This is a genomic window from Pseudoalteromonas sp. A25 (genome assembly GCF_009176705.1).
Classification (GTDB): Bacteria; Pseudomonadota; Gammaproteobacteria; order Enterobacterales; family Alteromonadaceae; genus Pseudoalteromonas.
Genome location: NZ_AP021846.1, coordinates 395,003 through 415,905 on the forward strand (window position 1 = coordinate 395,003; position 20,903 = coordinate 415,905).

Annotated in this window: 17 protein-coding genes and 1 tRNA gene; 17 read left to right on the forward strand and 1 reads right to left on the reverse strand. The window is 40.0% G+C overall.

Annotated features, from left to right (window positions below; genetic code table 11):
* Positions 1-34: 34 nt before the first annotated feature.
* The 4 genes from mutT to nagP all read left to right on the forward strand — a co-directional run bounded on the left by mutT (position 35) and on the right by nagP (position 6,939).
* The gene (gene mutT, locus GDK41_RS01845; protein WP_152084811.1) at positions 35-430 is read left to right on the forward strand and encodes an 8-oxo-dGTP diphosphatase MutT; all 396 of its coding nucleotides are present in this window, start codon (positions 35-37) and stop codon (positions 428-430) included.
* A 113-nt stretch (positions 431-543) separates the two neighbouring features.
* Positions 544-2,613 (forward strand): M13 family metallopeptidase, encoded by a 2,070-nt coding sequence (locus GDK41_RS01850; protein ID WP_152084812.1) that lies wholly within the window; start codon positions 544-546, stop codon positions 2,611-2,613.
* Between the two features lie 208 nt (positions 2,614-2,821).
* On the forward strand, positions 2,822-5,404 hold the full coding sequence (locus tag GDK41_RS01855) for a family 20 glycosylhydrolase (protein ID WP_152084813.1): 2,583 nt from the start codon (positions 2,822-2,824) through the stop codon (positions 5,402-5,404).
* A 233-nt stretch (positions 5,405-5,637) separates the two neighbouring features.
* Positions 5,638-6,939, forward strand: a complete 1,302-nt coding sequence (gene nagP, locus GDK41_RS01860) for an N-acetylglucosamine MFS transporter NagP (RefSeq protein WP_152084814.1) — start codon at positions 5,638-5,640, stop codon at positions 6,937-6,939.
* Between the two features lie 173 nt (positions 6,940-7,112).
* Here the strand turns inward: nagP and GDK41_RS01865 are convergent.
* Positions 7,113-7,188: transfer RNA gene (locus tag GDK41_RS01865), tRNA-His, on the reverse strand.
* 180 nt (positions 7,189-7,368) lie between these two features.
* Between GDK41_RS01865 and GDK41_RS01870 the strand changes: the two genes are divergently transcribed.
* The 13 genes from GDK41_RS01870 (at position 7,369) to GDK41_RS01930 (ending at position 20,900) form a co-directional block, all read left to right on the forward strand.
* A complete protein-coding gene (locus GDK41_RS01870; protein ID WP_152084815.1) occupies positions 7,369-8,184 on the forward strand; it encodes a mechanosensitive ion channel family protein in 816 nt (271 codons plus the stop codon).
* A 21-nt stretch (positions 8,185-8,205) separates the two neighbouring features.
* On the forward strand, positions 8,206-8,991 hold the full coding sequence (locus GDK41_RS01875; protein WP_152084816.1) for a DUF481 domain-containing protein: 786 nt from the start codon (positions 8,206-8,208) through the stop codon (positions 8,989-8,991).
* Between the two features lie 108 nt (positions 8,992-9,099).
* Positions 9,100-11,757, forward strand: a complete 2,658-nt coding sequence (locus GDK41_RS01880; RefSeq protein ID WP_152084817.1) for a polysaccharide biosynthesis/export family protein — start codon at positions 9,100-9,102, stop codon at positions 11,755-11,757.
* Between the two features lie 14 nt (positions 11,758-11,771).
* Positions 11,772-12,707: a Wzz/FepE/Etk N-terminal domain-containing protein gene (locus GDK41_RS01885; protein WP_152084818.1), complete on the forward strand. Its 936-nt coding sequence runs from the start codon at positions 11,772-11,774 to the stop codon at positions 12,705-12,707.
* A gap of 91 nt (positions 12,708-12,798) precedes the next feature.
* On the forward strand, positions 12,799-13,875 hold the full coding sequence (gene wecA, locus GDK41_RS01890) for a UDP-N-acetylglucosamine--undecaprenyl-phosphate N-acetylglucosaminephosphotransferase (RefSeq protein ID WP_152084819.1): 1,077 nt from the start codon (positions 12,799-12,801) through the stop codon (positions 13,873-13,875).
* Between the two features lie 278 nt (positions 13,876-14,153).
* Complete coding sequence (gene wecA, locus GDK41_RS01895) at positions 14,154-15,230, forward strand: UDP-N-acetylglucosamine--undecaprenyl-phosphate N-acetylglucosaminephosphotransferase (protein WP_232056504.1); 1,077 nt, start codon at positions 14,154-14,156, stop codon at positions 15,228-15,230.
* Positions 15,217-15,642 (forward strand): type II secretion system major pseudopilin GspG, encoded by a 426-nt coding sequence (gspG, locus tag GDK41_RS01900; RefSeq protein ID WP_152084821.1) that lies wholly within the window; start codon positions 15,217-15,219, stop codon positions 15,640-15,642. The genes wecA (GDK41_RS01895) and gspG overlap by 14 nt, the downstream gene beginning before the upstream one ends.
* Positions 15,642-17,294, forward strand: a complete 1,653-nt coding sequence (locus GDK41_RS01905; protein WP_152084822.1) for a GspE/PulE family protein — start codon at positions 15,642-15,644, stop codon at positions 17,292-17,294. The genes gspG and GDK41_RS01905 overlap by 1 nt, the downstream gene beginning before the upstream one ends.
* Positions 17,294-18,493 (forward strand): type II secretion system F family protein, encoded by a 1,200-nt coding sequence (locus GDK41_RS01910; protein WP_152084823.1) that lies wholly within the window; start codon positions 17,294-17,296, stop codon positions 18,491-18,493. The genes GDK41_RS01905 and GDK41_RS01910 overlap by 1 nt, the downstream gene beginning before the upstream one ends.
* Positions 18,494-18,496: 3 nt before the next feature.
* On the forward strand, positions 18,497-18,931 hold the full coding sequence (locus tag GDK41_RS01915; protein ID WP_152084824.1) for a pilus assembly FimT family protein: 435 nt from the start codon (positions 18,497-18,499) through the stop codon (positions 18,929-18,931).
* The gene (locus GDK41_RS01920; RefSeq protein ID WP_172971527.1) at positions 18,924-19,352 is read left to right on the forward strand and encodes a PilW family protein; all 429 of its coding nucleotides are present in this window, start codon (positions 18,924-18,926) and stop codon (positions 19,350-19,352) included. The genes GDK41_RS01915 and GDK41_RS01920 overlap by 8 nt, the downstream gene beginning before the upstream one ends.
* Complete coding sequence (locus GDK41_RS01925) at positions 19,345-20,037, forward strand: prepilin-type N-terminal cleavage/methylation domain-containing protein (protein ID WP_152084826.1); 693 nt, start codon at positions 19,345-19,347, stop codon at positions 20,035-20,037. Before GDK41_RS01920 ends, GDK41_RS01925 begins: the two co-directional genes overlap by 8 nt.
* The gene (locus GDK41_RS01930; protein ID WP_152084827.1) at positions 20,037-20,900 is read left to right on the forward strand and encodes a type II secretion system protein GspK; all 864 of its coding nucleotides are present in this window, start codon (positions 20,037-20,039) and stop codon (positions 20,898-20,900) included. The genes GDK41_RS01925 and GDK41_RS01930 overlap by 1 nt, the downstream gene beginning before the upstream one ends.
* Positions 20,901-20,903 lie beyond the last annotated feature (3 nt).

Genomic DNA, 20,903 nt, shown 5'->3' on the forward strand with positions numbered 1-20,903 from the left:
GACCTTTAGGTCGCTTTTTTTTAAGGAGTTGACGATGACAATAAAACGTGTGCATGTAGCCGTAGGGGTGATCATTAAAAACAACAAGGTGTTTGTAACTAAGCGTGGCGAGCATCAACACCAAGGCGGATTATGGGAATTTCCTGGGGGTAAAGTTGAACAGGGTGAAACCGTAACAGACGCGTTAAAAAGAGAGTTACAAGAAGAAATCAACATACTGACGCATAAATCACAGCCTTTTATGGTGATAGAGCATGACTATATAGATAAGCAAGTATGTTTGGATATTCATTTGGTGATGGAATTTTCTGGAGAGCCCAAAGGGTTAGAAGGTCAGCAATGTGATTGGGTTGCCCTTGAAAAATTACATGAACTGGCATTTCCAGCGGCTAATCTGGAGATTGTCGCTAAGCTTCAAGCGGATCTTTAAGTCATGTGTACATGATTTGTTACTTTTCCTTTTTGCTCTTCGCCCAATGTGGGTTTGTTTTAGGGATCTAGGACGTTTAATATGGCTGTGTATCTCTGATAGGACATATCATAATGAATAACAAAATTACTTTAACAGCAGCAAGTGTTGCACTGACCTTAGGTTTACTTGGGTGCAGTGAATCTACGACTGATACCAAGGCAAAAGCATCGCAAGACGCTGTTCAATCGGCCTTAGTCTCTGGGATCGATCTAAATAATATTGACCGGACAGTCAAAGCCCAAGATGACTTTTATTATCATGTTAATGGTAAGTGGTTAGAGAAAACACAAATACCAGCAGATAAGTCTAATTATGGCTCTTTCACTCAGCTGTATGATGAATCACAAAAAGCGTTAAAAAAGGTGCTTGAGGGGGCTAAAGCGAATGCTCAAGCGCAACCACAAAGTGATGAATATAAATTAGGGGCATTTTATGCCAGCTATATGGATGAAACCGCGCGTGAAGAACTTGGTTTATCGCCGTTAAAAACCTATTTGGCAGAGATAAACGCGGTAACGAGTAAAAGTGAACTTCCTGCGTTAATGGCTAATATATTGACAAAAGGCGGGAAAAATCCGTTCGCTTGGTATGTTAATAATGACGCTAAGAGCTCTAGTGAGCATGCGTTGTATTTATATCAGTCTGGGCTAGGCCTTCCTGATCGAGATTATTATTTAGAAGATACTGAAAAATACTCTAAGTTGCGTACCGATTATATTGAGTATATTGAACAAGTATTCAGTCGTTTGGGAGAAAAAGACGCGAAGCAGGTCGCCAATCGTATCTTTGCTGTAGAAAAAGCACTGGCGGAGGTTATGTGGACGCGCGTGCAAAGCCGAGATGCAACAAAAACATATAATAAAATGACTATGGCAGAGCTAAATCAGCTAATGCCTGATTTTGATCTGTCGGCCTATTTTCAAGCACTAGGACTTGATCTAAAAGAGCTGGTTGTTAGTCAACCATCTTATCTTGAAGGTTTGTCGGCCATTTATACCGAAACGTCACTTGAAACTTGGCAGCAATACTTAACATTTCATTTTGTAAATAACCATGCCAGCTTGTTACACAAAGACATGGTGGAGTTGAAGTTTAATTTCTTTGGCAAAAGATTGCGTGGTTTAGAAGAGCAAGCGCCAACATGGAAAAAAGCGGTAGATGCCAGCAATGAAGTGTTAGGTGAACTACTTGGTAAAATATACGTTAAGCAATACTTTCCACCTGAAGCGAAAGCTAAAATGGAGCAGTTGGTAGCAAATCTGATTAAAGGTTTTGATCAAGCTATTAGCGAGCTGGAATGGATGACTGCTGAAACTAAAGTCGCTGCTAAAGAAAAACTTAACAAGTTTACTCCTAAAATTGGCTATCCAGATAAGTGGAAAGATTACTCAGCACTTGAAATTAATCGCGATGATTTACTTGGCAATTACGTACGCTATAACCAATGGGCGTATCAAGATATGCTCGACAAGATTGGTAAACCCGTCGATCGTTCTGAATGGTTTATGACGCCACAAACGGTAAATGCTTATTATAACCCCGTAAACAATGAAATTGTTTTTCCTGCCGCTATTTTACAACCGCCATTTTTTAATTTGGCTGCTGACGATGCAGTAAATTACGGTGCGATTGGTGCAGTAATTGGACATGAACTAGGACATGGGTTTGATGATCAAGGGGCTAAGTACGACGGTGATGGAAACCTACGCAATTGGTGGAGCGAGTCTGATTTAGCACAATTTGAAACACGTGGTAAAAAGCTAGTAGAACAATTCGATCAATTTAAACCATTTGAAGATGCCAATGTAAATGGCGAATTTACGCTTGGCGAAAACATCGGTGACTTGGGTGGTCTAACCGTTGCCTATAAAGCATATCAGCTCTCACTAGGTGAAGAAAAAGCCCCTGTGATCGACGGTTACACTGGAGAACAAAGATTCTTCATGGGGTGGGCACAGATCTGGCGACGGAAGTACCGTGAGGAAGAACTACGTAATCGCTTAGTGACAGACTCGCATGCGCCGAGCCATTATCGAGTTATTGGTGTTTTGCCTAATATGCCAGAGTTTTATGAGGCATTTGATGTTAAAGAAAGTGATAAGATGTATCTAGCGCCGCAGCAGCGAGTAAAAATTTGGTAGTAAAAAATTTTTAGCACTGATAGCCCGCAATTTGCGGGCTTTTTTATGTGTAGCTTAGTTTCATTGCAGCAAAATGAAAAAATAATGATAGCGCTGTCATTTTTGTTTCTATATGATAAATGAGCATAACTAAGCTATTTATCAATCAACTCGCACTTAAAATAATGACATTAAGCGAAGATACTGCCGCTTTATAAAGGAGCCTAGGATGAACTTTAAACAAACTTTACTTGCCAGCACGCTATTGGCAATGCCATTACTTGCTAATGCTGCACTCACCGAGGGTGAACTGCAGCGCTTCACAAAAGGCACAGAGTTTATGTTTGCCGTCGAGGACAACTTTAATGAAGGTGCTGGTAAGTTACTCGCATCTATTACGTTAAATAATAATTCGGGTGTAGACTTACCCAAAGGTAAAAGTGACTGGCAGGTATACTTTCATTCAATTAGAAAGATCCACACAGAGCAAGTCGCTGGGCTGAAAATAGAACATATAAACGGTGATTTAAACCGTTTGGTACCAACCGATGACTTTGCTGGTTTAGCCTCGGGAAAGAGTCTAAAAGTCGCATTTGAAGCCAGTGCTTGGATAGCAGCCTACAGTGATTTTATGCCCCGCGCATTCATGGTTGCAAATGGTCACACGCCAGCCATTTTTAGTAATACTGATAGCGAAGATTTTACACAGTTTGTTGCTCCAATTGAGCGAGAAAACCAGCTTAAACGTTATAACCAACCGAAAGACCACACAAAAATTGCCAATGCAGCGCTGCGCTTTGAAAGAAATGAAACAGTACACTCAGTCGCAAGAGAAGCAGCTCTAAAACGCATTATTCCAAAGCCCAATCATGTTGATTTTAATCGCGGAACTGCGGTACTTAACGAGCAGTGGCAGATCCGTTATGCGGGCCGACTAAAATCTGAGGTAGCAGTTTTTACTGAAGACTTAGCTGATTTTGGCCTTAAGCTTGAGGCTCAACCAGATCATATCAACGTGGGAAAGCAGCCCACTATTACACTAAAAGTTGATGATACAGTAGCTGCTGGTAAAGCTGAAAGCTATCAGTTAGAAGTTGATGACGAGCAGATCATCATAGTCGGTTCTGACAATGCGGGTGTATTTTACGGGATGCAAAGTTTACTTGCATTGTTTAGTCCTGATGCCCGAGGCAGTATCGAAATTCCAAATGTGGAGATTGAGGATAGCCCAAGATTCTCCTGGCGCGGAATGCACTATGATAATGGCCGTAACTTCCATGGAAAAGATGCGATGTTTAAACTCGTGGAACAAATGGGCCGTTATAAAATGAACGTGCTACATTGGCACTTTTCTGAGGATGAGGGGTGGCGTTTAGAGATCCCAGGTTTACCTGAGCTGAGTGAAATCGGTGGCTATCGCTGCTTTGATTTAAGTGAGCAACGTTGCTTACTGACACAGCTAGGGACTGGGCCGTTTAAATCAGGCTCAGGTAATGGATATTTATCCCGTAAAGACTTTGTTGAACTTCTTAAGTTTGCTACCGCTCGACATATTAAAATCATACCTGAAATTGAAGGCCCGGGTCATGCGAGGGCATCAATTAAAGCGATGGAAGCAAGGTATAATAAGTTAATTAAGCAAGGAAATAAAAACGCTGCAAGCGCTTACTTACTTAGTGAGCCCGGTGATACATCCCAATATCTGACGGTACAAAACTACACTGATAATTCAATTAATGTGTGTTTAGACTCTACCTATGCATTTATCGATAAAGTGACCTATGAGTTGCAAAGTATGTATCGAGAGGCCGGAACACGATTGACCAACTTACACTTTGGTGGTGATGAAGTTGGAAGTGGCTCGTGGACAGACTCAAAAGCGTGTCAAACTTTGTTCGCTGATCCAAATAATGGTGTGGCAGGAGTTGCAGATTTAAAGCCTTACTTTACTCAACGTGTCGCGAGCCTTTTGGATAAGCGTGGGATCACCCCTGGTGCTTGGGAAGATGGCCTGATGTATGACAAAGTAAATCCATTTAATCGGGCCTCATTTGTGAATAAGCAGGTTACCGTCAACGTTTGGGATAACATTTGGGAGTGGGGGGTTGCCGATAGAGCACACCGTTTAGCCAATGATGGGTATCAGGTTATCCTTTCGCACGGTACGCATTTGTATTTTGACCATCCATATGAAGCGCATCCGGAGGCGCGAGGTTACTACTGGGCAACTCGTTATATCGATACCAAAAAAACCTTTGGTTATATGCCCGATGATGTGTATGGTAATGCCGATTTCACAAGTAATCGAGAGCCTATTGTCAATTTAGAAGCGTTAGTTGGTAGAGAATTACCTAAGTTAGAGCGACCTGAAAATATTCTCGGTATGCAAGGACAAGTTTGGAGTGAAACGATTCGCACCGAAGAGCAAGTGATGAGTATGATTTTTCCTCGGATCTTGAGCGTTGCCGAACGAGCTTGGCACAAAGCAGCTTGGGAAAGCACTGGGTTAAATAGTAAAAGTTTTAGTAACGACTGGCAGCAGTTTGCTGCTGCACTATCAGTAAAGGAACTGGCGAAACTAGAAAAAGGCGGAATAAAAGCAAATTTACCGGTACCTGGGGGCATCATTAAAGACGGAAAACTATATGCAAACAGTGCATTTCCTTTTTTGACCATTGAATACTCATTTGATGGAGGCCAGTCGTGGCAAGAGTATGTCGCCCCCGTGAACGTTGATGGCAATCAAAGCATCTCACTGAGAACTCGTCATGGTAGCAATAATACTAGCCGTGTCACCGGGTTATCAAAATAAAGGGGTATTGAGGTGAGTTATATGTAGCTAAAGTTCGAAATTCGTCTCAGCTTTAGTTACATAGATGTTTAAAAACTGACTAGTCAAATGCCGAATTTTAACGTAGAGTTAAATGTCAGCGCTGTCATTTTGTTTTGTTAAGCTGCTTTTCTGTTAGTCGAAGCGTCGCAATAAAGCACTTTAAATGCACAGCTATTAAAATAATGATATTAACTAGCAACAAGAAGAAACTTATGGAAGCAATCGTGGATATTGAAAGTAAAGACAAGCAGAGTATCTGGTTGCCTATGGTATTAGCCGGTTCAATGTTTTTCATTTTGGGCTGTATCACTTGGCTAAACGGTGCAATAACGCCGTTTTTACAACAAATGCTTGAGTTAACACCTTTACAGGCCTCTTTTATCATCTCATCGTTTTATATCGCTGTAACCGTTGCTGGTATTCCATCTGCCATGCTCATCAAACGGGTTGGTTATAAAAATGGTATGGCAATTGGCTGTATGATCATGGCAGGATCAGCGTTGATGTATATTCCTGCTGCAAAAATGCAGATGATAGAGATTTTTCTGTTTGCTCAGTTGATGATTGGTGTTGGGCAAACTGTATTACAAACGGCTGTTAATCCATATGTTGTGAAAATGGGTTCGGAAAAATCTGCTGCGGTTCGCGTTTGTATTATGGGCTTATTGAACAAGTCCGCAGGCGTGATTGTTCCCATTATTTTCGCAGCTGTTGTGGTGAGTGGTTTAGTTGAAGGTGGAGCTAAGTTGTCTCAAGAACAAAAAGACATGATGGCAAACAGCTTGATTGCACCTTACATTGGAATAGCTGGGTTGATTTTCATATTTGCCCTATTTGCAAAGTTTTCTCCATTACCTGATTTGGTATTTGACGAAGAAAGTAAGACCAGTAAAGGGGAGCTTAAAGAAACGCTAGCGCACCCTCATTTAGTACTCGGTGTTATTGGTATTGCGTTGTATGTTGCTGTTGAAGTTATCGCTGCCGATACGATAGGTTCGTATGCGCTACAATTAGGGATTGCTGATTATTCAGTAATGACATCATATACAATGGCGTGTATGCTTATTGGCTATGCGATAGGTATCGCACTGATCCCTCGCTTTATGTCACAACAAAGTGCCTTGATGATGTCAGGTATTGCAGGTATTGTAACAGTATTAGCCGTTGTGTTTGGCAGTAACAACTCGTTTGTACTTGCAAACATGTTACTTGTCCCATTTGGTGGACCGCAGCTTCCAGATCCGCTATTGTGCATTGCATTATTGGGTTTTGCTAATGCCATGGTATGGCCAGCAATTTGGCCACTTGCACTAGATGGTTTGGGACGCTTAACAGGAACTGCATCAGGCCTTTTGATTATGGGTATTGCAGGCGGTGCGTTAGGACCATTGTTGATAGGTGTTGGCAACGCAGCAGGCCTAGGAGCGCAAGGCGCATATAGTTTAATGATACCCAGCTATTTATTTATCCTCTTTTATGCTGTCAAAGGGCACAAAATGAGAAGCTGGAAGTAAAGAATTTCTATCTATACGTAGAAATAATCCCGTGTGTGATGCCACCGAAAGGTGGCATTTTTTTGTCTGAAATACGTAGAATTCATGCAAAGAGATACAACACAAGATTATGTGTAAACATTAATGAAAAGGGATATATGAGACGTTGAACATAAGTTCAAATAAAGAAAAGATGGGGCGACTGATGGGACTTGAACCCACGACAACCGGAATCACAATCCAGGGCTCTACCAACTGAGCTACAGCCGCCGCAATAACAACACCTCTTTGGTGTGTGGCGCGCATAATACATAAATATCTTGCACTTGCAAAGCAATATTTGTAATTTTCACGAAAAAAATTACAAATAAAAAATCCTTACATACAGGCAATATTCATATAATCTATGTATGATCCGCTCAAAATCAAATATCACGCCTAGGAGGCCTTATGGATACAGCTATAAAGTGGCTAAATGATAACTCAGATATGTTACTTCATTTCTCAATACAGGCTGTTATTGCCTTATTGATCCTGTTTATTGGTTTAAAAGTTGCTAAAGCATGCGATAAATTAACGGTTAAGGCCTTTGAAAAACGCAAAATAGACAAGGCTGTTGCTGGTTTTGTCGCAAATATTGTGTACGCGGCGGTGTTCGCTGCAACTATTTTGATGGCACTGTCTCAAGTTGGGGTAGAAACCACCTCCTTTATAGCGATTTTGGGTGCAGCAGGCCTCGCAATTGGCTTAGCACTGCAAGGTTCATTGTCTAATTTTGCATCAGGGGTATTAATCATTATCCTTCGCCCTTTTAAAGCGGGTGATTACATTGAAGCTGGCGGCAAAGCGGGAAGTGTGCAAAAAATAGAAATTTTCTCAACAGAACTAAAAACGCCTGACAACAAAGTTATTATAATGCCAAACTCATCTATCATGTCGGGCGCAATCGTTAACTTTTCAAGGGAAAAAACTCGTCGCATCGATTTAGTTATTGGTGTTGGCTATGACGCTGATCTAAAGCAAGCAAAACAAGTGTTGAAGTCTGTGCTAGATAAAGAAGAGCGCATACTAAAAGAACCAGCATATAATGTTGCAGTATTAGAGTTGGCTGACTCGAGTGTTAACTTTGTTGTGCGTCCTTGGGTTAACACTTCTGACTATTGGCCTGTTTACTTTGAATTGGTAGAAAATATAAAGGTTTCACTAGATGAAGCTGGCATTACCATTCCATTCCCGCAAATGGATGTGCATCTTCATAAAGATTAATTATTGAAAGGTTATTAAGAAATGAAATTAAAACTTTTATCTCTGTGTGTTTTTGCAGCCACAGTTAATTGCGCGTATGCAGCAACTGCAGATGTAAAGAAAACTTGGGATGTGAGTAGCGAAGTGGGTGCAATTATCACTAGTGGTAATACTAAAACCACAACATTAAAAGGTGGTATTAAAGCTAAGCACAACCTCGAAAATTGGCATAATGAATATAAGCTCAGTGGCATCTATAAAGAAGATGAGATAGAAAATGATGCCGGAAAGCGAGTTACTGAACGCACAAACGAAAAGTACTCTTTATCAACACAAGGCAACTATAAGTTAAGAGAAGACCATAGCCACTTGTTTGTTTATGGTTCATATGTTTCTGACTACTTTGGTGCGTACAGAAACGAAGCGGTTGTGTCGGTGGGTTATGGCTTAAGACTGCTAAATCGTGATGATATGTATTTAAACGCGGAAGTTGGACCCGGTATAAAACGTTTTGAACACCACAACTCTAGCACTACAGTTGATGAGAATGGCAACTCTTTAGCTGGCCAATCAGAAAATGAAGTGATAGCTGTTGGTAAATTAGATTTCAATTGGCAAGTTTCAGAAAATGCACGCTTTACTCAGTTAATTGCAGTTGAGTACGGTGACAGCAACACAAAAACCACTGCCGAATCAGCATTGATGACAAAAATAAATGGCTCTTTACAAATGAAAGTCGCTTATAACGTTATTCATAACTCAGATGTTGCAGCTGAAAAAGATAATACCGATACTGAAACATCATTAACATTGGTATACAGCTTCTAACCTGTTAACACTTTTCTACATAAATGGGACCATAGGTCCCATTTTTTTTGTGTCAGAAATACTGTATCATTCGTCGGTCAAATCGCGCATTCATTTAAGGGTATATTCGTGAAGTTAAGTAAATTAACAGTCTTTTTTGTTCTGTTTTCACTATTTGTGTTCAATGCAGGAAGCGTAAATGCGGCAACACCTAGCCAGAAACAAATAGAGCAGTTTAAAAAGTTACCTAAGGCTCAGCAAGAAATACTTGCGAAACGCTATGGTATTGATCTTAACTCAGCGGCCTCTCAGTCTAAATCAATGGGTAATGTCAATCAGGAAGAGAAGTCGATTTTACCAAGAGAGGAAGAGTCTGAGTCATTGGATGAGTCAGAAAATAAATATAAGCCGAAACAAGAAGAGCTAGAACCATTTGGCTATCAAATTTTTGCGGGCGAACCGATGACTTTTATGCCAACCGAGCTTGCGGCGGTGCCGGATAGTTATCAAGTAGGTGTTGGAGACTCCGTAAAGATTAATCTTTATGGTAAAACGAGTGGCGAATACATCGTTGAGATCGACCGTGAAGGTAGATTAGCAATACCCGAGCTGACACCTATTCACGTTGTCGGGTTGACATTCAAAGAATTAAAAGACTTGATTGGCGAAAAAATATCCCAAGAAATGATTGGTGTTAAGGCATTTATTTCTATGGGGCAGCTAAGCCCAATGCGCGTAATGATTGTAGGGGAGTCATATAAACCAGGTAGTTATACAGTTTCTCCTCTAGCTACGGTGACTCACGCCTTGTTCGTTTCTGGCGGGGTCAGAGAAAATGGCTCCCTGAGGAAAATCCAAGTTAAACGAGCAGGTAAACTAATTACGACCTTGGATCTGTATGATTTGTTGTTATTTGGTGATAGCTCGAAAGACATTGTGCTGAAGCCTGGCGATGTTGTCTTTATTCCACCGGCCACGAAAAAAATTAAAATTAAAGGTGCGGTTAATCGCGAAGCTGTTTTTGAATTAAAAGAAAGTGATAGTAAAGAAAACATTGAAGCGATGTTTGGTGGCTTCCAAGCAAATGCAAATAAAGAGAAGGTCGTTGTCTCACGTTATAACCCTGATGGAAGACGTGTCACACTGAATTTTAACTTTGAGCAACCTTCTTCTTACTACCCCTTAAATGGGGATGAAATCTTAGTTAATGCCAAATCAACTCGATACCAAAATACTGTAACGGTCGTTGGGGCGGTTACGCAACCAGGCCACTATGAGTGGAAAGAAGGCGTAAGAATTGGAGATATTTTTCAATCTCCCCGAGAAGATTTTTTGTCGATTGCTGATTACTCATATTCGCTTATTATCAGAGAAGTTGGGTTCAGCGGAGATATCGATGTATTACAATTTTCTTTACAGGATGTACTCGAAGGTAAGGCTAATGATATTGAGTTACAATCCAACGACGCCGTAGTTGTATTTAGTCGCTACCAGTTTAAAGAAGAAGAAAATCAACTATTAGATAACTTCGCTTATAGCAAAGAGCAACTGAAACTAAGAGAGAATATTAAACTTTGGGAAGAGTATGAGCGCCAGAACTTCTTGCTCTATATCGGGGTAGAAGAAGAGGAAAAAGAAGAAGAAAAGAAAAGACCTTCCATCTATAGCGAAATAGAACAAAGCCAAGATGATGTGGACAGCGAAGACTATGCTGTGTTTAGTCGCGAGAAGCTATTAGCACCGATCCTCGCTAAACTTAAGCAACAAGCAACACCTAAAAGTCCAGTGAAGCTGTTTTCTATTGAAGGGCAAGTGAAATTCCCTGGGACCTACCCACTGTCTCAGCACGCTGGGTTATCAGAAGCCATTTTAGCTGGTGGAGGGTTATTAGAGTCTGCACTAGTCTCTAAAGTGGAGGTAACTCGACTTGTGTATGAGGGGGAGAAACAGGTTGAGCATGTTGCTATTAATGGTGAAAATGAACTACAAGCGCCTAAATTAGCGCTACAAAGTAAAGATACAGTCAATATATTCCCTAAGCCAAACTGGCAAGAAAGAGTACAAGTTAAAATTCTAGGAGAGGTTAAATTTCCCGGTACTTATACCATCAGTCGAGGTGAAACGCTTGAGAGTGTAATACAGCGTGTTGGTGGATTTAGTGAGTTTGCGCATAAAGAGGGGTCTATCTTTACGAGAGAGTCGGTAAAGCGAAAAGAAGCGACACATTTGCAAAGGCTAACAGAAGAGTTAAGGCGAAATATTATTACCTCAAGCTTCCAAAAAAACACAACAGCAAACAATAGTTTATCATATGCTGATATGGATAAGATTTTAAAGGATTTGTCGAACGTAGAAGCGTTAGGTCGGCTAATTATCGATTTTAATAAAGAATCTACCATGGCCTTACAATTGGAAGACGGCGATGCGTTGTACATTCCTGCATTGCAAGAGTCAGTGAGTGTTATTGGTGAAGTGAACGTGGCGGCAACACATATTTACGACAGCAGGAAGTCAATTGAAGACTATATTCAAGCAAGCGGTGGTTTGAAGAAAAAGGCAGATGACGAGCGTATCTATGTTATCAAAGCAAATGGCTCGGTATATGTTCCTAACTCTGGATCTTGGTTTGCAGTAAATAGTGGTGTTAATGACCTATCCCCTGGAGATACTATCGTTGTGCCATTAGATGCGCATTACTTGGATAACTTAACATTGTGGAGTACAGCCACTCAAATTGTATATCAGTTAGGTTTAGCGGCGGCTTCGATTGCTTCGCTTAGTAAGTAATAGGCAGTAAGACTATGTTAAGTGAAGTAGATATCGTGAAAAAAAATGAAGTTGATCTAACCGAAATACTAGCTGCAATATGGCGTGGTAAATGGCTTATTATGCTTATTGGTGGGCTGTTTGCTGTGGCAAGCGTATTTTATGCCTTGTCTATACCGAATACTTATCGAGCGAGTGTACTTTTATCACCGGTAGATAGCAGTCAAGGTGGTATGTTGTCTAACTTAAGATCTGAGTTTGGTGGTTTGGCCGCCGTGGCAGGCGTTAATTTGGGGGCGGGGCAAGCGGACAAGTCAAGCCTCGCATTGCAAGTGCTACAAAGCCGCGCTTTCTTATATCAGTTTGTTGAAAAACGTGACCTTAAACCTGCGTTATTAGCAACTGAAGGTTGGGATATGGCAAATAATAAGCTCCTGTATAACCCTAATATGTATAACGTAGCTGAATCAAAATGGTCTCGCAACGTTAAGGCTCCGTTTGACCCGGAGCCTGGGATACAAGAAGTATACGACCATATAATGTCGCAAAACCTTGTGGTATCAGAAGAAAAGAAAAAAGGGCTTGTCTCTATATCTGTTACTCATTATTCGCCGCACCTAGCCAAGAATATCGTTGAGGAGCTTGTTGACGAAATCAATAACTATATGAAAGCTGAAGATATAGAACAAGCGAATGTAAAAGTTGAATATCTAAAACAAGCATTAGCTGATACTACAGTAGCTGATATGCAAAGGATTTTTTATCAACTTATTGAGCAGCAGGAGCAGACCAAAATGTTAGCTCAGACTCAATCACAGTATGTATTTAGAACTATTGATCCTGCAATATTGCCAGTACAAAAGGCGGGACCAAAACGGGCTCTTATTTGTGTTGGCATTACGTTTTTTGGTATTGCGTTAGGGGCTATGTTGGTTCTGTTTAGGCATTTTGTGTTACAGAGAAAACCTTAGGGCGACTTGAATATCGCCACCATTAATGTATTCAGTCGTTTGCTAGACATGAATTAGCCCTTTTATTTGTAATGGGAAATATTTCGTTCTTATGGTTATTTTGTTTGCGTTCCTAGCATCTTATTGCTCTATTTTTGCGATTAAACCGCTCGCAGAGTATGTTGGGTTAGTTGATACCCCCTGCAGCCGAAAAAAACATGTTGGATCTATCCCGCTCATTGGTGGCGTTTCTATTTTTGTTGCCGTGCTCATTTCGAGTATCGTATTCTTGCCATTAGATAAAGCGCTTGTTTCGTTCTTGTTCTGCTCAGCAGCTATTGTGCTGCTCGGAGTTGTTGATGATTATCGACAATTAAGCGTTAAAGTCCGTTTATTTACTCAGGCATGCATTGCGTTGCTCATGATGTGGGGAGCTGATGCTTACATACGTAATTTAGGTGATTTGCTTGGCTTTGGCTGCATAGATATGGGCTATATTGGTATTCCGTTTACCGTAATTGCGATCATTGCTGCTATCAATGCATTCAATATGATCGATGGGATTGATGGGCTCGCTGGTGCAATGAGCATTACCACTTTCACGTCAATTCTTGTTTTGATGGGAGTCAAGGGGGGGCAATTAACAATGCTTCCTTTGATTATTATAGCGACGATATTACCTTACTTGGCGTTTAACTTAGGTGTGATTGGCCACAAAAATAAAAAAATATTTATGGGTGATGCAGGGTCGATGTTTATCGGCTTTAGTGTGATTTGGTTATTAATGATGTCGACTCAGTCACATGCTAGTAACGCATTTAGCCCTGTTACTGCTTTATGGATTATTGCTATTCCACTGATGGATATGATGGCGATAATCGTTCGACGAGTCAAAAAGGGGCAATCTCCTTTTCGAGCGGATAGGGATCACTTGCATCATGTGTTTATGCGAATAGGGTTTAGCTCGAGGAAAGCGCTAGTAACAATATCCTTGCTCGCCGTTAGCTTAGCACTTGTTGGAATTATTGGTGAATTAATTGGTGTGCCAGACTGGTTAATGCTCGTCGCCTTTGTGGCCGCTTTTATTGCGTATTCGGCCTGTATCCAACATGCTTGGAAGGTAGCACGGTTCTTAAGGGCTCGTGTCTTTACGAATAAAAGTAGAAAAAAAGCAATTAAAGTGCAATAGTGATGTTACTTGAGGGTCTAATCTCTCCAAACTTATGATATTCGAAAAAACAGGCCAATTTAGATGGCTGTTTCGAACGTTATAGTTTTGACAGCAAAAATATAATTATAATCAACAAGCACATAATAGGTAAGCTGTTTTATAGGCTAAGTAGTCATTTGAGTGCTGCATGGATATTAAGGTGTGTTAAAAATTGTTACCGATGATTTTGTTTGTTGTTCAAACGCGCTATAATCCCGCGCTGGTATTAGCGAGTCACTGAGGATATGTGGATCTGTATGGTCATATTTTTTGCTTTTTTTGCATCCTATTGCACTATTTTTATGGTAAAGCCACTGGCTGAAAGGGTGGGGCTGGTTGATGTACCATGTAGTAGAAAGAAGCATGTTGGGTCTATCCCTTTAATCGGTGGCGTTTCTATTTTCCTCGCCGTACTAATCTCGATATTAGTGTTTTTACCTCTAGAAAAGCGATTAGTTGTCTATTTAGTCTGCGCAGCCGCAATTGTACTGCTCGGCGTAGTAGATGATTATAAACAACTAGGCGTTAAGATTCGTTTATGTGTTCAGGCCGTTGTTGCATTGCTTATGATGTGGGGTTCAGACGCTTATATTCATAATCTAGGTAACCTGTTTGGCTTTGGTGATATAGAACTTGGGTTGTGGGGAATCCCTTTTACTGTCGTAGCAGTGATTGCAGCCATTAATGCCTTTAATATGATTGATGGTATCGATGGGCTCGCCGGGGCGATGAGCATTACAACGTTTACGGCTATTTTGTTCTTAATGGCGGTGAATGGCGGCGAATTAAGCGTTTTACCTTTAATTATTATTGCGACAATAGTTCCTTATTTAGCCTTTAACTTGGGAGTTAAAGGGCATCGAGATAAAAAAATATTTATGGGCGATGCCGGCTCAATGTTTATTGGCTTAAGCGTTGTTTGGCTACTAATGATCTCAACCCAATCGCACACTAATAACGCGTTTAGCCCCGTAACAGCACTTTGGATAATTGCAATTCCCTTGATGGATATGATGGCTATCATCATTAGAAGAGTTAAAAAGGGCCAGTCTCCATTCATGGCAGATAGAGACCATTTACATCATGTATTTATGCGAATAGGATTTAGCCCTAGACGGGCTTTAGCAAGCATCACCTTTTTTGCAATGTGCCTGGCGGGCGTTGGTGTTTTCGGCGAGCTAATTGAAGTACCCGAGTGGGGAATGTTGTTGGTGTTTTTGATAGTATTTATTTGTTATTCTGCCTGTATCCAACATGCATGGCGCGTAGCAAGGTTTTTAAGAAAGTATGTGTTTACAAAAAAACAAGCGAAGAACAAAAATGAAATTCAATAGTTGTAAAAAGTTTATCAACCCTAAATCACATGGATTTACCATGATGGAACTCCTTATCGTGATTGTTATTTTGGGTTTATTAGCATCGTTAGTTGCACCAAAGTTTTTTAATAAGTTAGGTACCGCTGAAAGAGGCGTTGCTGCTACGCAAATGTCTGCTTTTGAAACAGCATTGGATACCTATCGCTTGGATATAGGGCAGTACCCTCAATCATTGGAAGAACTAAGAAAAAGCGATCATCCAAGATGGGATGGTCCGTACTTGCCTAAAGATGTACCACTAGATCCGTGGGGTAATCCATATGTATATAAAATACCAGGTGAGAATGGAGAACCTTACGCGTTGATGTCCTTTGGTGCAGATGGTAAGCAAGGTGGTGAAGATAACAACCAAGATATAATGCATAAATAATGAATGCAAAATCTATATTACAATCTCAGTTTGGCGTTTCTGAGCAAGATGTTGAAAAAGCAGCCAATTACCAAGCTAAACATGGTGGTCGCTTAGAAAATATTCTCGTCAATATGGGCAGCCTCTCTGATGAAGAGGTACCGCTATTTCTTTCCAAAACGTTAGAGTTGCCATTGTTAGATGAAGAGCTTTGGGAGGAGGTTGAGTTACCAAATTGCTCTCAAGAAAATGTACAATTTTTCAAAGAGCAGGATTGGGTTCCACTGTCAGTAGATAATAATAAATGGACATTTGCCGCTCTGTATCCACTCAATTTAACGATGAACGAGTGGATCGTACAAAATGGGCTAGAGGTTTCTGTTTTTATTGCGACGGAGATGCAGCTACAGGCTCTGCTCGCTAGGTATGAAAACGTAGAAGTTGATAGCTTTGATAACCAATACAGTGATGCAGAAGAAGAAAAGTTAAAAGAGCTAGCATCAGAGGCGCCAGTAGTTAACTTGTTAAACTCTTTGATGGCTAGAGCATTACGTCAAGGTGCATCCGATATGCACTTAGAACCTTATCAGGGACGCTACCGAGTTCGTTATCGTATTGATGGCGTTTTGCACGAAGTTGAGCGCTTAGCGCCGAAAATGCAAATGCCGCTTGTTACTCGACTCAAGATCCTATCTGGAATGGATATTGCTGAGAAGAGGCGCCCTCAAGATGGTAAAATTGAAACAAAAATTGCAAATAAAGAAATTGATATTCGTGTATCTGCTTTGCCTCTAAATGATGGCGAATCAATAGTGATGCGTTTCCTGCGAAAAGATAATGTTCAGTATGATATGTCAATACTAGGTTTGTCACCAGATATTGAAAGTATGATTAGGAATGATATCAAGTCCACTGCGGGCGTAGTATTGCTAACAGGACCAACAGGGTCGGGTAAGACAACAACCCTCTATACATTTTTAAATGCTCTGAACAATGAAGACGTTAAAATAATTACGCTTGAAGATCCTGTGGAATATCAGCTCCCTGGTATAAATCAAGTACAAGTCAATAGCGAAATCGGATTTGATTTTGCCGCTGGTTTACGCTCAATTGTCCGACAGGATCCTGATGTCATTATGTTAGGTGAAATACGGGATAAGGAAACAGCACAAATCGCATTACAATCGGCTTTAACCGGGCATCTTGTTTTTAGTACTGTACATACGAATGATGCCGCGAGTGCTTATACACGCCTATTAGATTTGGGGGTTGAAGAGTTTTTATTGAACGCAGCATTAGTGTCTGTTGTTGCCCAACGTCTAGCGCGTAAGATTTGTGCTTCATGCAGCCAAGCTCACCCTGAAGCGCAAAGTTTGATTGAAGAATATCATCTTGAACAGTTTGTTCAACGTTATCACTTATCAGAGATAAATTTGCGCATTGGTAAAGGGTGTGATGAATGTTCAAACACAGGTTATAAAGGTCGTATGGCAGTAACAGAATATCTGCGCTGTGATAATACAATTAAATCAATGCCAAAAGATGCAGACTTTATAACTCAAGCAAAACAACATAATTCTTCTTTAGATAGACGAACGTTGTTTGAGGATGGTTTATATAAAGCGGTTCAAGGTTTGACAACCCTAGATGAAGTATTGCGAGTTGCCGGTTAATGGAGTTATTCGATTACAAAGCTTTTGATAGTTCGGGTGCTAAGTCAGATGGGCAAATTGAAGCTAACGATCAAAAGCATGCTCTTATTTTACTGAAAAACCAAGGGCTATTAGTTACCGAGATTAAGAGCTTTCAGTCAAATAAGTCTATTTCTCTGTTTAGCAGTAAAGTTTCTCTAGCAGATCTGGAGTTTTTAACCGCTGAATTAAGTCTTTTGTTGCAATCTGGCGTTCGTATTGACAAGGGCATTGATATAATCCGAAAGACTAAAGCAAAGCCTGCCCTTGCAACTATGTTAGCTGAGCTAAGTAGTGAGCTCAAAAAAGGCAATTCACTTTCGATGGCATTTCGAGCGCAACCAAAAGTCTTCGACCCTTTATATTGCAACTTAATTGAATTGGGTGAAGAATCAGGGAATTTAGTCGAAATATTTTCTGACTTAGCTAAAGACTTGAAATTTAAAAGAGAGTTACGTAGTAAGATTATTGGTTCATTAACTTATCCACTCGTGATATTTGCTGTGTGCCTTTTGAGTATATTCTTTATATTCAATGTGATTATCCCAAAAATGTCGGTGATGTTTACAGATGCTGAAGGGTTGCCTTGGTATACCCAGTTTATGCTGAGTACCAGTGATTGGATGATAAAAAATCAAACATATCTTTTGATATTTTTATTGGTATCCGTGATTGGGCTTCTATATGGTTCAAAACAAAAAGCGTTTGTTGATTGGTGGCAAAAAGCCTCATTGAAACTACCGGTAATTAAAGGTGCAGTAATTACTATTGAGCGCATTCGGTTTAATGCGGGTTTGGCAATGATGATTAAATCTGGGTTGCCTATAGATAAAGCTTTGATGCTTTGCTCTGGAAATATAAATAATTACATACTTCGTCGAGAGGTGGAAATAGCCAGAACCAAAGTTAAGCAAGGTAGCGCACTGGCTTTTTCACTCAAACAGACTTCTTTATACCCTGATTTTTTTGTATCACTATTAGAAGTGGGTGAAGAGTCAGGGAATTTAGAAAAAGTATTTGAGGAAATAGCAAACCGTTCTAGGCAGGACTTTGAAGCATGGACAACTAGAATGACTACTTTAATAGAGCCTTTAATGATTCTTTTCATGGGTGGGTTCGTCGGCAGTGTTGTTGTTGTAATGCTGTTAAGTATGGTTTCATTAAACGATATTGGTATATGAGTAATGATAAAGCAGGGTGGCTTTACGTTAATCGAGTTAATGATTGTTATTATGATTGTAGTAATCTTAGGGAGTTTCGTTGGTCCGTTAGCATTTGAGAGTTTGACTCGTGTGCAGAGTAAGGCTGAAATAAAAAAAGTTGAGCGGTTGTTTTTAAATGCGAGTCAGCAAGCCTTTTTGAAAAATCAGAAAGTATCCATTGACATGGATAATAAGAAGTTTAGCTTTTGGTTAGCCAATAATGTACAAAATAAAACACAGGTTAGTTTTGATTTCATTTCTTTTCCTAAGCAAAGAATAATATTTAACACTAGAGGTTTAACCACAAAAAAAACGGTTATAGTCAATCAAAACAATCGGGCTATTTATGTTGAACTTCTAGAGCTCATTACAGGCAATAATCAGTATATTAGTAATGCAAGAGCGACCAATGAATAGAAAGGGAGCAGGCTTCACGCTTATTGAGATTATGGTCGCTAGTGTGATTTTATTCATGGTTTTAGGCACTGTTAGTATAGTTTATCGAGGTGCGTTGCTATCAAGCTCAAAGGCTTCAGAACATTTACTTATCAATGCCCAAGTTGCGCCTCTTTTATCTTTGGCTGAGTCTCACATTAGGAGCGAAAGTAAAACAGAAAAAGAACAGTTGAAACTCGAAGGTTCAAGTAATGATGTAAGGTATAGTATTACAGCGAGCTTAATTGATTTTCGTTCACCACCACAAAGATTCGATGTTGACTCAGGTAGCTATCAGACACCCCCAAAAAAATATAAATTATGGAACGTTGAATTAATGTTAACTCACAATGGGATAACCAAGAATTTTGTATTCAAGCAATTAGGTTGGCTGGATGAATAAGCGGGTAAAACTGTTATCACTTAGGGGGTTCAGTTTAGTCGAGTTATTAATATCCCTAGCCATTCTCTCCATGCTGATTACGACCGCGACGTTCAGTTATCAAATGTTACTGGAACGCTGGAGCAAAGGCCTTAATCATTTTGATTCAAATTATCAAAGCTTTCATCGAAACTTATTACTTCAAAGTGTAATTAAAGGTATTTTTCCATATGTCGTTGTAAATCGAGATGGTTCACCTTCATTTTTTTTTATTGGTGATCAAGATAGTTTGCTCGCTGTTACCGAGAATGGCGTTTTTGATGACTCGTTTCCTGAGGTTTTTAGGTTAATACTTCAAAAGAATGGGGATGAAACGTTTCGCTTAATTTACCAAGGCCGTTCGATGAGAGACTTTTTATTATTAAGAGCAGATCAAGAAATCGAATTTGATAATACACTAGTGCTTTTTGATGATATTAATGCCTTTGATATTTCATATATTGGTTGGCAGAATCTGCGAGAACGTACAACTTTGCCTGTGCCAAAAGCAAGTAGGTATAGTATTTACTCTGGAATTAATAATCAGTTAATGCCGATGGCAGTAGAAGTGAGATTGAAAAGTGCAATCGGTGAGATATTTTTTAGCAGTCAGTATAACACTGAGTCGTTCAAGGAGTTATCACCGTATTTCTCTGAGGGTATGTAATGAAAAGTAATGGTATTGCACTTGTGCAGATATTACTGTTTAGCGCAATTCTAACAATAGTAGCTTTGTATTTTTCAGGTAGTGCTAAAGAACAGATTGCTGCGAGCCAGTTAGCTACAGATAGAGTAGAAGCTTTAGTGCAGCTTCACAGCTCTCGGCAAGCTTTATTTTTTAACCTTCTAACAAAACAGAAGTCAATTGTGTCAAGCAGTCAGGAGCCTTATCAGTGGAATTTTTTCGGTGAGCCTTTTGAACTTGCACCTGGAGTCCAAGCTCAGCTGTATGATTTGTCATCGAAAATTAATATTAGATACCCACAAAGGGAGAGATTGATTTCGTTGTTAGTCTATGCGGGAATGGCTGAGCAGGAAGCTTCAGTTTGGGTCGAAAACTTGTTAGAATATCAGGATATTGATACTATAGATACCTATGGTCGACAAGAAGTTAGCTTATCTGGGAGCGGAAATCGAAACGGTCCTATTAGTAATAAAAATGAAATCCGAGGTCTTGGCTTAGAACCTGATATATTAGATGTTCTGATGCCTAATATTACGTTATTCAAAATTAGTTCTTTTAATCCAATGAATGCTTCAAGCGAACTTTTGCAAGCACTATACGGCCATGATGTAGCCTCTAAGGTAACCCAGTTACGAAGTGTTGAAAGTACTACCAAAGATAGTTTTAAAGAGCTAACAGGTATAGTGGAAGGTGATGGGATATTTATATATCCATCTAATGATACACAGGTTGTAATTTCAAGTTCTTATGGCCAAGTAAACCTTAAACATGACTGGATAGTGTCTTTTAATCCATATGCATCAGGTCAGTCACTACCATATATACCTCTTTATATTAAGGAGTAGCTA

Bases quoted from the DNA above. Each gene is read 5' to 3' on its own strand.
- mutT (WP_152084811.1), top strand. From the start codon at position 35: ATGACAATAAAACGTGTGCATGTAGCCGTAGGGGTGATCATTAAAAAC.
- GDK41_RS01850 (WP_152084812.1), top strand. From the start codon at position 544: ATGAATAACAAAATTACTTTAACAGCAGCAAGTGTTGCACTGACCTTA.
- GDK41_RS01855 (WP_152084813.1), top strand. From the start codon at position 2,822: ATGAACTTTAAACAAACTTTACTTGCCAGCACGCTATTGGCAATGCCA.
- nagP (WP_152084814.1), top strand. From the start codon at position 5,638: ATGGAAGCAATCGTGGATATTGAAAGTAAAGACAAGCAGAGTATCTGG.
- GDK41_RS01870 (WP_152084815.1), top strand. From the start codon at position 7,369: ATGGATACAGCTATAAAGTGGCTAAATGATAACTCAGATATGTTACTT.
- GDK41_RS01875 (WP_152084816.1), top strand. From the start codon at position 8,206: ATGAAATTAAAACTTTTATCTCTGTGTGTTTTTGCAGCCACAGTTAAT.
- GDK41_RS01885 (WP_152084818.1), top strand. From the start codon at position 11,772: ATGTTAAGTGAAGTAGATATCGTGAAAAAAAATGAAGTTGATCTAACC.
- wecA (WP_152084819.1), top strand. From the start codon at position 12,799: ATGGTTATTTTGTTTGCGTTCCTAGCATCTTATTGCTCTATTTTTGCG.
- wecA (WP_232056504.1), top strand. From the start codon at position 14,154: ATGGTCATATTTTTTGCTTTTTTTGCATCCTATTGCACTATTTTTATG.
- gspG (WP_152084821.1), top strand. From the start codon at position 15,217: ATGAAATTCAATAGTTGTAAAAAGTTTATCAACCCTAAATCACATGGA.
- GDK41_RS01905 (WP_152084822.1), top strand. From the start codon at position 15,642: ATGAATGCAAAATCTATATTACAATCTCAGTTTGGCGTTTCTGAGCAA.
- GDK41_RS01910 (WP_152084823.1), top strand. From the start codon at position 17,294: ATGGAGTTATTCGATTACAAAGCTTTTGATAGTTCGGGTGCTAAGTCA.
- GDK41_RS01915 (WP_152084824.1), top strand. From the start codon at position 18,497: ATGATAAAGCAGGGTGGCTTTACGTTAATCGAGTTAATGATTGTTATT.
- GDK41_RS01920 (WP_172971527.1), top strand. From the start codon at position 18,924: ATGAATAGAAAGGGAGCAGGCTTCACGCTTATTGAGATTATGGTCGCT.
- GDK41_RS01925 (WP_152084826.1), top strand. From the start codon at position 19,345: ATGAATAAGCGGGTAAAACTGTTATCACTTAGGGGGTTCAGTTTAGTC.
- GDK41_RS01930 (WP_152084827.1), top strand. From the start codon at position 20,037: ATGAAAAGTAATGGTATTGCACTTGTGCAGATATTACTGTTTAGCGCA.